Source organism: Micromonospora jinlongensis (genome assembly GCF_013410645.1).
Taxonomy (GTDB): Bacteria; Actinomycetota; Actinomycetes; order Mycobacteriales; family Micromonosporaceae; genus Micromonospora; species Micromonospora zamorensis.
On sequence record NZ_JACCHK010000001.1, the window covers coordinates 5450502 to 5463913 of the forward strand.

The window sequence follows — 13412 nt, forward strand, 5'->3', positions numbered from 1 at the left end:
TGACTGGGATAGGAGGGTGATGTGACACAGCGTACTGACCCCCTGCTCAGCCGGCAGAACCGGCCCGAGATGATGGCGCTGCTGCACGCGATGTCGGTCTGCCACAGCAGGGCACAACGACTCGACAACCTACGGATGGCTCTCTCCATCGCCATCAGTGTCGTCGGCGCGGTGGTCGCCTTCACCGGCGTGTCGTCCAGTGGCGTCACGGCCGTCGGTGCCCTCTGGGCGGTGGTCAACGCGATCGGGCTCGGCTCTTGGTCGACCGGTCAGCTTCGCCGGGCGGCCACCCTCCAGGAGATGTTCGACGTACGGCTCTTCGAGCTGCCCTGGAACGCGGTCGCGGCGGGTGAACCTCTCGGTGCCGAGGAGGTCAGCCGACTCGACCGCGCCTACCGGGGAGACGAGCAGTACCTCCGCGACTACTACGAGGTGCCACCGCTGTCCCGCCCGTACGACGTGCTCGCCTGCCAGCAGCAGAACCTCGGGTGGGGTGCCCGGGTGCGCCGACGCTACGCGTACGCCGTGCTCGCCGGGGTGGCGCTCTGGGCGACGGTGGGGATCGTCTTCGCGGTGACCGCTGACCTGACCGTCACGCAGTTGCTGACGCAGTGGTTCGTGCCGTCGCTCGGCGCTCTGCTGCTCGGCTTGGAGATCTACCGGGGACAGCGCGGGGTGGCCGTCGAGCGGGACCGAGCCCTCGCGCTCCTGCAGCAGCGGGTTGCCGCCGCCGTCCGGCACGATGCCGACCCGGTGACTGGAGCGGAACTGCTCACCCTCGCCCGGCAGACCCAGGATTTGATCTTCCACAGTAGGCAGGGCCAGGCCCGCGTTCCCGACTGGTTCTTCCGACGGTTCCACACTGCCGACCGCACCGACTTCCAGGCTGCGATGACTGACCTCGCCAACCTCCTGCAGACCCGGACACCCGCCGCCCAGACCGACTGACGCCGGCCCGTCAGCGACTGTCAACCGGGACCAACGGCCAGGAAGCCCTCCCGGACCAGCGGGCTCGCGGGCATCCAAGGTGTCCCGCGAGGACCGACCATCTCCATGTTTCGTTACGCGACGTAGTCTGTTTGGAGATAATGCCTGTTCAGACGACTACCTAAGGTCAACCCGTCATCAGGAACGGCCTTGGAGTCGGCGTCACTACACCCGCCGCTCGGGCCTCAGACGGAGATACATATGCGTACCCAGAAGCAAGTCCGGCGGTTCGGTGCCCGAGCGTCCGTACTCGTGCTCGGTCTCGTCGCGGCCGGAGCGGTGATCGCCCCGGCGAGCCCGGCGTCCGCCGCGGTCCCCGGCCTGGTGCGGGCCACCGCGACCAGCGTCAGCAACTCGACCGACTTCCACAGCGCCACGGCGACGTGCCCGGCCGGGAAGGTGCTCACCGGCGCCGGCGCCGGCACCGGCACCGGCACCGGCTACGAGCTGAACGGCGTCACCGGCGAGGGCATCGTCGACGACCTGCGCCCCAACGGCGGCCCCGCCACCGCCCCGACGTCCGCCGCGTCCGAGGAGGACGCTTTCGCCGGCAACTGGTCCGACACGGCGTACGCCATCTGCGCCACGGTGTAATCGGCAGGTCGTCCGACGTGGCCATTCCGCAGCGCGCGGGGGCGGCGACTCCGCAGCCGGTCGAAACGGACAGCCGCCTCGAAATGCCTGATACCTGTGAGTCATCAGAATGACTCACAGGTATCACGCTCGTCAGGACAGGGCCGCCCGGCAAAACCCCAGGCCGATCCGTCAGTGCTCGTCCGGCCTCACGGATTCCAGTAGACGAGGACCCTGGCCTGGTCGAAGCGTCGCTCCTTCAGGTCGGCACGCTGGATCACCCAGTGGATGGTCGCGCCCCCTGACCTGAGACCGTGGAACTCGGCCAGCAGAACCCAGTCACCATGGTCGGGTGGCCCACCGCCGCGGACCGGCCCGTCGTAGCACGAGTAGCCCGAGGGGTTGGCGCCCACCCAGGCAGGGTTGAAGCCGTTGTATTCCGTGCCGTACCCACCGAGCAGCAGCCGCGCCGCATACCCTCCGTAGGCGAACATCCCATCCGGTACGCCGCGCAGAACCGTCCGCCAGACCTTGGTCATCTCTTCGAACGGGGGATCTCCCGGCAGCGGCGGCGACCACGGGGGCCCCGGGATCGTCTCGACGTAGGGCAGAGACACGTCGACGGTCAGGCGCAGATCGTGCTGCGGCATCTCCGCGTAGACCTCGGAGTACTCCTCGTCCTCCGGAGGAAAGCTCGACGGATACTGCTCTCGCTCCTCGACGGCCACGCCCGCCGGCACATAGCGCACCTCGCCGTAGCCGTTGTCTTCGGGCCAGCCGAACAGCAGCAGTTGGCCGTCGGGCGGTAGGGGAAGGTCGGTCACGCCCGCCGGGAGGGCGGCGCAGTCGATGCTCGCGATCAGGGGGTACTTGGGGTCCTCGGCGTCGGCCGGCAGCTTCGGGGGGCCATGGACCACGCCCACGACCGGCCCATCACCCATCACCGTCAGAAGCGCGGACGGGCGGGCGAGCTCCAGCCAGCGCTCCACGTCGGCAGCTGGGATGTCGCGGCGCAGCGCCTCGGCGCGAACCTGATCGAGGATCTTCACGTTTCGGGAAGTCACCGGGGCACCTTAGGGCAACGATGCGACGTTCTCCGACTTCGATGCGGTGGGCGTCGGCTGCTGACTACCCAAAGTGGGCGTCGGCGCATTCGATACCGCGATATGCCGTCCGTGGGCGGCGGATCGGTGCGCGTCGGCCCTACCGTCCGGACAGAGAACGCGATTCGAGGGAGGCGACCATGCAGGCAGGCGAGGCTGCGGCATTGCCGGGGGAACAGGCGCCGGCCATTGTGAACGCCGACCGGTGGCGGGCGGGGCTGCCGTCGGACGCGTGGCCCGACACCTTGCCAGCGAGCGGGAAAATCTGGCGGCGCGATGTCTTCGCGGTGGCCGACGCGTACCGGGCGGGCTCCGCGAGCCCACGGCACCTGCTGACCGCCGTGCTGGTCTGGGCTTACGGACCCATCGGGTACGGCCCGTGGCGCGCCACCAGGTCACTCGACGCCGATCCGGAGGGCAAGCGCCTGGCGTACGCGCTGGAGGAGGTGGCAGCGCCAACGCCTGACGAGGCGGCGCTGCGTACGGCCTACCGCCGCTTCGTCGACCCCGACCATGCTCGCCTGCCCTGGTTGGGGCCGGGCCTGTTCACGAAGGTTCTCTACTTCGTCGGCTACCGGCGCGGGGTGGGCGGTGTGCAGCCCCTGATCCTCGACCGGGTCGTGGCCGGCCTGCTCCCCGCCGAGGCGGGCGTCGGCGGGCGCAACGGCTGGTCGTCCGAGGAATGGATGGCCTATCTGCGGTGGGCGGCCGAGCAGGCCCGGGTGAGGGCGGTCGAGGCGGACGAGGTGGAGATGACGGTTGCCGGCGGCGGGTGAGGGGCTATCGCGCCGCGCGGAGGCGGGCGTCGAGCGCGTCGAGGTCGGGGAGAAACCAGATGTGCCCGCCCTGGTTCGACTCGTGCACCAGGGCGCGCAACGCGGAACTCTCCGCGAGCTGCCCCGAGATGTCGCCGACGACGGCCAGCCGCAGCCGGTAGTTGACGAACTTCTGCATCACGTCGCCGGCGAAGCGGGTGCCCAGCGAGAAGAAGCGTTCGTCGAGTCGGTTGGCCGGCACGGCGACCACCTGGGCGCCGAGGAACGCCGAGCCGATCAGGTCCAGCGCGTCCTGCTCGGTGGTCAGTAGCGGGCCGTCGGGGTCACAGACCAGCACCGGCACTCCGGCGCGTTCCTGGATCTCGTCAGGCATGGTGGACCTCCCGGTCGAGCAGGCCGTTGTCGGCGTTGAGCACGGCGTCGAGCAGGTGCAGCAACTCGGCGGTGGAGGCCGGGTCACCCAGGACGATGATTTTCATGCGGTGGCGTTGCTCGTCGTACACGGCCTGCACCCGCAGCGGGTTGGCCTGGTCGTGGCCGGTGTTGGCGCTGGTGAGCACGAGCGTGCCGAGCCGGTCGGCGGCGGCTTTGTCGACGCCGTCGATCTGGACGATGCTCGACACCTCCGCCTGCCGGGCGACGGTGGGCGCGGCCGGGGCCTGACCGGTGAGCGCGTCGAGATCACTGGCGGCGATCCGGTACTGCTTGCCGATCCGCACCGCGCGCAACCGGCCCGAGCGGATATAGCTGCGCACCGTTCGCACGTGCAGCCCGAGCCGGTCGGCGACCTGCTCAACTGAGTACATGTCTTCCGTCATTGTTACCTATCCTACTGAGATAGGGAAGGTTAGGGACAGGTGGGCATAACCCTAAGGTCAAGATGGGAGAGGTCGGCCGGCTAACCCGCTCGCGCTGTCGGACGGTTCCAGTACCGTCTGGAAACCATGGACGCGCGGCGCGGCGACGCCATCATCGGGCGGGATCACCCCGCAGGTCTGCTGCGCACCGAATTGGACCGCGCCACCACCAGCCACGGCGGTCTGGTCCTGGTCACCGGCGAGCCGGGCATCGGCAAGACGACCCTCGTCACGTCGGCCGCCCGGGAAGCTCGGCAACGCGGCGCGCTGGTGCTCGGCGCCGCCTGCTGGGATTCCGACAGCGCCCCCGGCTACTGGCCATGGGTGCAGGTGCTGCGCGGCCTGCGGCGCTCCGCCGACGACTGGGCGGTGGCACGGCCGGACGCCGAGCCGGCCCTCGCGGCCCTGCTCGGCGAGGCCGACACCAGCAAGGAGCAGGCTGACCGCCTCGCCAGCTGGGCCGGCGTCGACACGGACACCGCCAACGTCGACACGGACAGCGCCAACCAGGAAGAGTTCGCGCTGTACGACGCGGTGACCGCCGCGCTGGTCGCGGTCTCCCAGCAGCGGCCGGTCATGGTGGTCCTCGACGACCTGCACTGGGCCGACCCGGCCTCACTGCGGTTGCTGAGCTTCGCCGCCCAGCACACCTGGTTCGAGCGGTTGCTGCTGGTCGGCACCTACCGCGACGCCGAGGTCGAGTCGGGCGAGCACCCGCTGCGCCCCCTGCTGATGCCGCTCGTCGCGAAGGCCACCACGATCACCCTCACCGGCCTCGCCCGCGACGAGGTGGCCGCGCTGATGGCACGCACCGCCGGGCGGGAGCCCGACGCCGACCTCGTCGACGAGGTGCACCGGCGCACCGGTGGCAACCCGTTCTTCATCGAGCAGACCGCCAGGCTGTGGCACGCCGACGACGCGGCCGGCACTATCGCACCCGGCGTACGGGAAGCGGTGCGCCGTCGCCTGGCCCAGTTGCCGCCGGCCGTGGTCGAGGCGCTCACCGTCGCGGCCGTGCTGGGGCGCGAGTTCCACCGTCAGGTCCTTGCGGCCTGCGGCGCCGCCCCGGTGGCGCAGGTCGACCGGCTGCTCGACCGTGCGGTGACCGCCCGACTGGTGGTCGCCCGGGGCGGCGGCCGGTTCGCCTTCGCCCATGACCTGGTTCGGGAGACCATCTACGACGGGTTGTCCCACGACGAGCGGCAGGCGCGGCACGGCGCGGTCGTCCGGGCGGTCGACGACCTGCGGGAGCTCACCGATCAGCTGGTCCCGGCCGACCTCGCCCGCCACGCCTACCTGGCCGGCCCCGCACTCGACCGCGCTCGGGTGGCCACGCTGCTGGTCGCCGCCGGGCGGGACGCGTTCGTCCGGCTGGCCGCCGACGAGGCGTCGGTGCACTTCCGCCGGGCGCTGGAGGTCGTCGAGGACCGGGAGCAACGCGTGCGGATCCTCATCGAGTTCGGCGAGGCGCAATATCACCACGCCGGCCGGGAGGAGTCCGCCGCGCTGCTCGCCGAGGCCGGGGCGTTGGCTCGCACACTCGACGATCCGGTGTTGCTGGCCCGCGTCGCCCTCATCGTGAACCGGGCCCGCCAGGTGGAGGCCATTCAGCCGATCGACGCGGCGGAGTTGGTGCGCGACGCGTACCGGAAGCTGATCGGCGAACCGGACGCCGACGCGTCGGTCGGCGCGCTGGTCGCCGACCTGATCACCGCCACCGAGACGATCGCCCGGCGCGGGCAGGACGACGAGGCGCTGACGTTCAGCCTCTGGGCTCGCCACGACACCACCTGGGGGTTGGGCACCGCAGCGGCCCGCGCCGCGCTGACCGCCGAGATCCGGGACGTGGCCCGCCGCACGGGAGACCGGGAGACCGAGCTGTGGGCCACCTCGCTGCGCTGGGTGGCGCTACTGGAGTTGGGTGACCCGCACTTCACCGAGGAGCTCACCACCTTCGTCGGCGCGGACCGGCACGGCGACCTCAGCCGGCACCAGATTTCGGCGGCCATCGACAGCGGGATCATCGCGGCTTTCCGGGGTGACTTCGCCGAGGCCGACGAGCGGTTCGCCGTCCTCAGCGACTTCTCCGACCCGGGCCATGCCCAGTTCGGGTTCATGGGCCATCACCTGCGCTGGTCCCGGCTGCTGCTCCAGGGTCGGTTCGCCGAGGCCGACACCCTGCTGGACGCGCTGGCCCCGATCGACTACCCCTATCAGGAGTTGCTGCGGGCGATCACCGCCGCGGAGCGGGGCGACGGCGAGACGGCGGTCCGGCTGACCGCCGGCATCGAGGCCGCCGCCATCCGCTACCCGCGTCCGGTGTCGCCGATCTGGCTACGGTTGCGCGCGCAGGCCGCCGCCGCGTCCGCCGACCCGCAGCGCTGCGACGACGCACGGGCCGCACTCACCCCGCACCGGGGAGAGTGGATGGTGGCGCTCTTCGGCTGTGACGTCAGCGGCCCGGTCGACCACTGGCTGGCACTGGTCGACGCCGCCCAGCAACGCTGGGACGACGCCATCGCCGGCTTCACGGCCGCCCGTGAGTCCGCCGACCGGCTGGGCGCCCGTACCTGGTCGCTCATCGCCCGTGCCGGCCTCGTGAACGCCCTCGCCGGCCGGGGCAACCCGGGCGACGCCGCGACGGTGGCCGCGCTGCGCGCCACCACCGTCCAGCAGGCAACGGCCCTGGGCATGACGCAGGTGCTGCACCGGCTCGCCGAACCGGCCCCCATCGACGCGGCCGAGCAGACCGCCACCGCACGCCAGGCCGTCGCGCCGGGCCAGGCCGTCGCGCCGGCCGCAGCCGCCGCGTCGGGCCAGGGTGCCGCCCCAGGTCAGAGCGTCGGGCCGGCCAACGCCGGGCCAGGCCAGGCTTTCGCGCCCGGTCAGGCCACGGCTGTCGCGCCAGCCGGCGAGGGGTACGAGTTTCGGCGCGACGGGCCGGTCTGGCAGCTCGCGTACGACGGTGTCGTGGTGCACCTGCCCGACGCCAAGGGCCTGCATGACCTGCACCTGCTGCTCAGCCGTCCGGGCAGCGACGTACCGGCCGTCGAGTTGCTGGACCCGGCTGCCGGGCCGGAGCTGGTCGCCGCCCGCCGGATGGGCGCCGACCCGGTCCTCGACGACGAGGCGAAGGCCCGCTACCGGCGGCACCTGGCCCGCCTCGACGAGGAGATCGACCGGGCCGCCGCCCGCGACGACGACCGGAAGGTGTCCACGCTGGACGCCGAACGGGGTGCGTTGCTCGACGAGCTGCGTGCCGCGGCGGGCCTCGCCGGCCGGAGCCGCCGCCTGGGCGACGAGGCCGAACGGGCCCGCAAGACGGTGACCGCGCGAATTCGCGACACGCTACGCAAGCTCGACGACCGGCACCCGGCACTAGCGAGCCACCTGCGCGACGCCGTCTCCACCGGCACCACCTGCCGCTATCTGCCGCCGGAGCCGCTGCGCTGGCGGCTCTGAGCCCGTGGCCGCCGCGCCGGGTGGTCAGCGCCGGCCACGGGCCCCGGCTCAGTCCTTGGGATCGGGGCTGGGGTCCAGGACCCGGGCGAGCCAGTCGGTCTGGGCGCGTCGTGCCGCAGCCGACACGCGCACCTCGGGGAACAGCGCCGAAAATCCGTGGAAGCCGCCGGCCCACAGGTGCAACTCGGCCTGGCCGCCGGCGGCCCAGATCCGGCTCGCGTAGCTGACATCCTCGTCGCGAAAGACCTCGGCGGTCCCAGCGTCGATGTACGTGGTCGGCAGACCCGACAGGTCGTCCGCCAGCGCGGGTGAGACGTAGGCGGAGACGTTCCGGTCGGTGTGCCCGCCGAGGACGCTGCGCCACCCGCACTCGTTCATCTCCCGGGTCCACACGCCGTCCAGCCCGCTGTACTGACGGCTGGAGATGGTGTCGTTGCGGTGGTCGAGCATGGGGCACGACAGCAACTGCGCGGCGATGGTCGGGGTGTTGCGGTCGCGAGCCATCAGCGTGACTCCCGCCGCCAGGCCACCCCCGGCGCTGGCACCGGCCACGACGATGCGAGTCGGGTCGATACCGAGGTCCACGGCGTTCTCGGCGACCCAGAGCAGGCCCTGGTAACAGTCGTCGACCAGAGTCGTACCGGTTGCCTCCGGGGCCAGCCGGTAGTCCACAGTGATCACGACGGCGCCGAACCGGTCGAGCCATTCCAGCGGGACATCGATGTTCGAGAAGCGGTCGCCCCACATCATCCCGCCGCCGTGGATCCAGTAGACGCAGGGTGCGCCGGCGGCACGATCGGTGGGGCTGAGGATGGACAGCGGGATCGGCGTTCCGTCACCGGCGGGAACGGTGACCTCGCGCCGCTCGACCGCACGGCCTTCCAGTTGGCTGTCGATCGACGGTTGGGGGAAGTGGCGCAGCTGCTCGATCACCTCGGGGCCGAGGGGTGGCATCGGCGGCAGTTCGGCCAGGGGTACGAGCAACTCGGGGTCGATGCCGGGTCGGGGGAGGTTCATCGGGGATCCTTTCGCTGACACGGTCAGGGGTGATCGGTGCGGTCGCCGGTTCAGAAGTTCGCCTTGCCGCCGACCGGCACCGCGTCGGTGTACGCCGAGTCGCCGGCCAGCAGCGGCTGAAGCTTCGCGACGAGGGCCTGCGCCTGCTCGCCGGCGAAGAACGCGCTGTGCGCCTCGGCGCTGGTCCAGCCTTCGATGACGTGGACGACGTCGCGGTCGGACGCCGAGCGGGCCACGAGGAAGACCACGCAGTCGTCGTGCGGCAGGGACGGTGCGTCCAGCAACAACTGGATCAGCTCGTCCGCCTTGCCCGGCTGAGCGGTCATGGTGGCCTGGAACCCGTGGTGGACAGACATCGTGGAAACTCCTGATCGTTGAGCTGTGCTGCAATGTGCGGGAAACTGACACTCCTATGGAAGCCCATTTAGCAGCCGAAACGTTAGAAGGATGCTCGCTGGTTCTTGCCTGATCCTCTCGTTGTGGCGAGGATCGGTCCTGTGCTTCAATCGGGTCGTGGACCTCGACGAGCTGCGGGCACTGCTGGCCCGGCACGCGCGACCGGACATGAGCACCGCCATCGAGGGGGTGCTGATCTCCAAGGTCGAGCAGCGGACGGCACCGACCACGTCGATGTCGGGCACCGTGCTGGCACTCATCGCTCAAGGCGCCAAACAGATGGCGCTGGGCGACCGCGTGTACGAGTACCGGGCCGGCCAGTACCTTGTCGCGTCGGTCGACCTGCCGGTCACCGGCCGCTTCACCCAGGCAAGCGCCGACGCGCCGGCTCTGGGTTTCGGGCTGGTGCTACACCCGGCCATGGTCGCGGAGCTGCTGTTGCAGGCGGCGCCGGGCGACCTCCCGCCCCTGGCCGGGCCGACGCCGTCGGGGATGGTGGTGAGCGATGCTCCCGACGAGCTCGGCGACGCGGTGATCCGACTGCTTCGGCTGCTGGACCGGCCCCGGGACGTCACGGTGCTCGCGCCCCTGATCAAGCGGGAGATCCTGTGGCGGCTGCTCACCGGGGAGCAGGGCGCGGCCGTACGGCAGCTCGGTCTGGCCGACAGCAGCCTCAGTCACATCGCCCGAGCGGTCCGGTGGATCCGTGACCACTATTCGCAGCCGTTCCGGGTGGAGGATCTGGCGCGGCTGACCGGAATGAGCGTGTCGGCGTTCTATCGCAACTTCCAGGCAGTGACGGCCATGAGTCCGATCCAGTTCCAGAAGCAGATCCGACTGCAGGAGGCGCGGCTCCTGCTAGCCACGCACCCCAACGACGTCACCGGGGTGGGCATCCGAGTTGGCTACGAGAGCCCGTCGCAGTTCAGCCGCGAATATCGTCGTCAGTTCGGCGCGCCCCCCAGCCAGGACGCCACCCGTCTGCGGGGCACCATCCGGGCCGAGGTGCCGGCGGTGGTCTGACCGCCAGCGTTCACCCGGGCGCCCAGAAGACAGCCGACGGGCGCCACCACAGCCGTGGCGGCGCCCGTCGACGGGGTCGGGGCCGGGTCAGCGGCGGTTGTACCTGTACATCGTCAGGGTGCCGAAGACGGCCAGGAAGCCGGCGCTCCAGAGCAGCAACCACATGGTGGCCGACGGGTCGGAGTCGCCGCTCATCGCCCCACGGATCGCCGCGACCAGCTGCGTCACCGGGTTGACCTTCACGAACGCCTGGAGCCAGCCGGGCATGGTGCTCGGGTCGACGAAGACGTTGCTCAGGAACGTCAGCGGGAACAGCACCATCATGCTGACCCCCATCACCGACTTCTCGCTGCGCAGGATCAGCCCGAAGAACGTCCACACCCAGGAGAAGGCGAACGAGAAGACCACCAGCAGCCCGATCCCGACGGCGACCCCGACGACCCCGCCAGCGGGCCGGAAGCCGAGCGCCAGCCCCAGGCCCAGGATCACCAGGGCGGCGAGGATGTAGCGCAGCACGTCGCCGAAGATCATGCCGACCAGGGCGGACGGACGCCAGACGGGCAGCGTCCGGAACCGGTCGAAGATGCCCTTCTCGATGTCGGTGTTGAGGCCGACGCCGGTGTACATGGTGATCATCACGACGCTGGTCACCATGATGCCGGGCAGGAAGAACTGCAGATATTCGCGCGGGCTGCCGGCGAGGGCGCCACCGAACAGGTACGTGAACATCAGCACCATGATGATCGGGAACGCGGTGACGTCGAAGAGCTGCTCCGGCACGTGCTTGATCTTCAGCATGGCCCGCCAGCCGAAGGTGAGCGACGCGCCCAGCGCGCTGGGTCGGGGCGGTCGGGTACCGGGCGCGAGTACGGTCGCCAGCGCCTCGGCGGACGGGACGTAGACGGACGGCGCCCGTTCGGTCGTGGTGGTCGTGGTGTCGCTCATCGGGCTGCCTCCAGCTCGTTGTCGGGCGCGTCGGCCGGCACGGCGGGGTGATCGGTCAGGGCCAGGAAGACCTCGTCGAGGCTCGGCTGGCCGAGGGAGAAGTTGTCCACGACGATGCCGGCACGGGCCAGCTCGCCGAGCGCGCGCGAGGCCTGGGCGCTGGCATCGAGGTCGGTGCCGGCCTCACCGACGCGGGCGGTCAACGCCACCGGGTCGGCGGCGAGCTGCACCGGCACGCCGAGCGCCTCCCGGAGCACCCTCTCCGCGTCGGGCCGCTGGCCGGGGTCCCGCAGTCGCAGGTGGACCGTGCCGGAGCCGATCGACGACTTCAACTCACCCGGGGTGCCCTCCGCGATCACCCGGCCGTGGTCGACGACCGCGATCCGCCCGGCGAGCTGGTCGGCCTCGTCGAGGTACTGGGTGGTCAGCAGCACAGTGGTGCCGTGCGACACCACCGCCCGGACGATCTCCCACACCTGGTTGCGGCTGCGCGGGTCGAGGCCGGTCGTCGGCTCGTCGAGGAAGAGCAGGTCGGGCGTGTTCAGGATGCTGGCGGCGATGTCGATGCGCCGCCGCATCCCACCCGAGTACTTCTTCACCTGACGGTCACTCGCCTCGGTCAGTCCGAACGCGGCGAGCAGGGCCGCCGCGCGCTCCCGGGCGGCCGGCTTGCGCAGGCCGAGCAGGCGGGCGAGGAGCACCAGGTTCTCCGTGCCGGTCAGGTCCTCGTCGACCGAGGCGTACTGGCCGGTGAGGCTGACCCGGGAACGGACCTTGTCGGCCTCGGTGACCACGTCGTGGCCGAAGACCCGGGCCGAACCGCCATCAGGACGCAGCAACGTCGCGAGCACCCGCACCGCGGTGGTCTTGCCCGCCCCGTTGGGGCCGAGCAGACCGTAGACGGTGCCGGCGGGCACCTGAAGGTCGATCCCGGCCAGCGCCCGGGTGTCCCCGAACGATCGGGTGAGCCCCTCGGCCTCGATGGCCAGGCCGGTGGTGCGTCTACTCATGATCCTTACCCTTCGATCTGGACGTGTCAGCGTCTTGGAGGTGTTCAGGAGACGTACGGTCGAGCGGCCCGGGCGTCGCGCAGGGCCAGACCCCACCAGCGGAGCTGGTCGAGCAGGACGCGGGCGTCCCGGCGCAGCTCGTCGGTGCACTGCGGTGTCGGTTCGCCGGCCAGCAGGTCGATCCCGACGACGTCACGCACCGTCATCGCGTGCAGCGCCGTGAAGACGGTGCGGAGCTGGTCGACCGCGTACCGGCCGGTGGACCGACAGCCGTACGACACGAAGCCGACCGGTTTGGCCTGCCACTCGTCGTACGCGTAGTCGATTGCTTGTTTCAGCGGTGCGGGGAAGCTGTGGTTGTACTCGGGGGTGACCACGACGAACGCGTCCGCTCGACCCACCTCGCGGACGAACGCCCGGATCGAGGCGGTCGGTTCGGCGGGGTAGCTGGCCGGGAAGTCGTACTCGGTCAGGTCAACGACGGTCACCGCCAGGTCGTCGTGCCGCGCGGCCTGTTCGGTGAACCAACTGGTGACCCGGTCGCCGGCCCGCCCCTCCCGGGTGCTGCCGATGATCACGGCGATCCTGAGCGGTGTCATCATCCCCCCTCCCGAGTTGTCGGTGCCACCTCTTCGGCGCGAGAAAGCAACACGCCGCCCGCTAGATCGGATCTAGCGGGCGGCGTTTCGGGGCGGAATGTCAGTGGGGTCGGCTTGACTGTGGTCGACGGACAGGGGAGTGGGCATGGCACAGGTACGCATCGCACCGTGGCACGAGGACGACCTCGACCTGCTGCGGGAGCTCAACTCACCGGATACCCGCAAGCACACCGGCGGCCCGGAAACCGACGAGCAGGTGCTCGCCCGGCACGACCGGTACGTGCACTTCGCCGGGACCGGGCAGGGCGCGATGTTCACGCTCGTGCTGCCGGACGGCGCGCGGGCCGGCAGTGTCGGCTACTGGGGCCGAGACTGGCGCGACCAACCGGTGTACGAGCTGGGCTGGGCGGTGCTGCCCACGTACCGGGGGCAGGGGCTGGCGACCGTCGCGGTGCGGGCGGTCATCGACGTGTTGCGCGCCCGGCAGGACCGGCGCTACGCCCACGCCTACCCCTCGGTCGACAATCCCGCCTCGAACGCGGTCTGCCGCAAGGCCGGTTTCAGCCTGCTCGGCGAGACGGACTTCGAATACCCGCCGGGGCAGCTGATGCGCGCCAACGACTGGCAACTCGACCTGACCGCCCCACCGACCGGGAGCTGAGGT

Annotated in this window: 14 protein-coding genes and 1 pseudogene; 6 read left to right on the forward strand and 9 right to left on the reverse strand. The window is 70.9% G+C overall.

Annotated elements, in window-relative coordinates; all coding sequences use genetic code 11:
- The first annotated feature begins 21 nt into the window (after positions 1-21).
- On the forward strand, positions 22-948 hold the full coding sequence (locus HNR22_RS24555; protein WP_179782318.1) for an S-4TM family putative pore-forming effector: 927 nt from the start codon (positions 22-24) through the stop codon (positions 946-948).
- 240 nt (positions 949-1188) lie between these two features.
- Positions 1189-1581, forward strand: a complete 393-nt coding sequence (locus HNR22_RS31745) for a hypothetical protein (protein ID WP_179782319.1) — start codon at positions 1189-1191, stop codon at positions 1579-1581.
- A gap of 188 nt (positions 1582-1769) precedes the next feature.
- Here the strand turns inward: HNR22_RS31745 and HNR22_RS24565 are convergent, their stop codons facing one another.
- On the reverse strand, positions 1770-2624 hold the full coding sequence (locus HNR22_RS24565) for a YwqG family protein (RefSeq protein ID WP_179782320.1): 855 nt from the start codon (positions 2622-2624) through the stop codon (positions 1770-1772).
- Positions 2625-2803: 179 nt separating this feature from the next.
- Here HNR22_RS24565 and HNR22_RS24570 point away from each other — a divergent pair, with 179 nt between their 5' ends.
- Positions 2804-3439, forward strand: coding sequence for an 8-oxoguanine DNA glycosylase OGG fold protein (locus HNR22_RS24570; protein WP_179782321.1), 636 nt, complete (start codon positions 2804-2806; stop codon positions 3437-3439).
- 4 nt (positions 3440-3443) lie between these two features.
- On the opposite strand, the gene HNR22_RS24575 is transcribed toward HNR22_RS24570, so the two are convergent.
- Both HNR22_RS24575 and HNR22_RS24580 read right to left on the reverse strand, forming a co-directional pair.
- On the reverse strand, positions 3444-3812 hold the full coding sequence (locus HNR22_RS24575; RefSeq protein ID WP_179782322.1) for a DUF4180 domain-containing protein: 369 nt from the start codon (positions 3810-3812) through the stop codon (positions 3444-3446).
- Positions 3805-4257, reverse strand: coding sequence for a helix-turn-helix domain-containing protein (locus HNR22_RS24580; RefSeq protein ID WP_218906675.1), 453 nt, complete (start codon positions 4255-4257; stop codon positions 3805-3807). Before HNR22_RS24580 ends, HNR22_RS24575 begins: the two co-directional genes overlap by 8 nt.
- Positions 4258-4383: 126 nt before the next feature.
- Between HNR22_RS24580 and HNR22_RS24585 the strand changes: the two genes are divergently transcribed.
- Entirely contained in the window at positions 4384-7758 is a 3375-nt protein-coding gene (locus tag HNR22_RS24585; protein WP_179782323.1) for an ATP-binding protein, read from the forward strand.
- Between the two features lie 48 nt (positions 7759-7806).
- Here the strand turns inward: HNR22_RS24585 and HNR22_RS24590 are convergent, their stop codons facing one another.
- Positions 7807-8775, reverse strand: a complete 969-nt coding sequence (locus HNR22_RS24590; protein WP_179782324.1) for an alpha/beta hydrolase — start codon at positions 8773-8775, stop codon at positions 7807-7809.
- Positions 8776-8825: 50 nt separating this feature from the next.
- Entirely contained in the window at positions 8826-9131 is a 306-nt protein-coding gene (locus HNR22_RS24595; RefSeq protein ID WP_179782325.1) for a putative quinol monooxygenase, read from the reverse strand.
- A gap of 208 nt (positions 9132-9339) precedes the next feature.
- On the opposite strand from HNR22_RS24595, the pseudogene HNR22_RS24600 reads away from it, so the two are divergent.
- Positions 9340-10128: pseudogene (locus HNR22_RS24600) on the forward strand (AraC family transcriptional regulator); the annotation flags it as partial.
- Here HNR22_RS24600 and HNR22_RS32115 read toward each other — a convergent pair.
- From HNR22_RS32115 to HNR22_RS24615, 4 genes are all read right to left on the reverse strand, one after another.
- On the reverse strand, positions 10097-10201 hold the full coding sequence (locus tag HNR22_RS32115) for a hypothetical protein (RefSeq protein WP_484502658.1): 105 nt from the start codon (positions 10199-10201) through the stop codon (positions 10097-10099). The pseudogene HNR22_RS24600 and the gene HNR22_RS32115 overlap by 32 nt on opposite strands.
- An 80-nt stretch (positions 10202-10281) precedes the next feature.
- The gene (locus HNR22_RS24605; protein ID WP_179782327.1) at positions 10282-11139 is read right to left on the reverse strand and encodes an ABC transporter permease; all 858 of its coding nucleotides are present in this window, start codon (positions 11137-11139) and stop codon (positions 10282-10284) included.
- Positions 11136-12149 carry an ATP-binding cassette domain-containing protein gene (locus tag HNR22_RS24610; protein ID WP_179782328.1) on the reverse strand — a complete coding sequence of 338 codons (1014 nt, stop codon included), beginning with the start codon at positions 12147-12149 and terminating at the stop codon, positions 11136-11138. The genes HNR22_RS24605 and HNR22_RS24610 overlap by 4 nt, the downstream gene beginning before the upstream one ends.
- 44 nt (positions 12150-12193) lie before the next feature.
- Positions 12194-12751 (reverse strand): NADPH-dependent FMN reductase, encoded by a 558-nt coding sequence (locus HNR22_RS24615; RefSeq protein WP_218906679.1) that lies wholly within the window; start codon positions 12749-12751, stop codon positions 12194-12196.
- A gap of 142 nt (positions 12752-12893) precedes the next feature.
- On the opposite strand from HNR22_RS24615, the gene HNR22_RS24620 reads away from it, so the two are divergent.
- On the forward strand, positions 12894-13409 hold the full coding sequence (locus HNR22_RS24620; RefSeq protein WP_179782329.1) for a GNAT family N-acetyltransferase: 516 nt from the start codon (positions 12894-12896) through the stop codon (positions 13407-13409).
- The last annotated feature ends 3 nt before the right edge of the window (positions 13410-13412 follow it).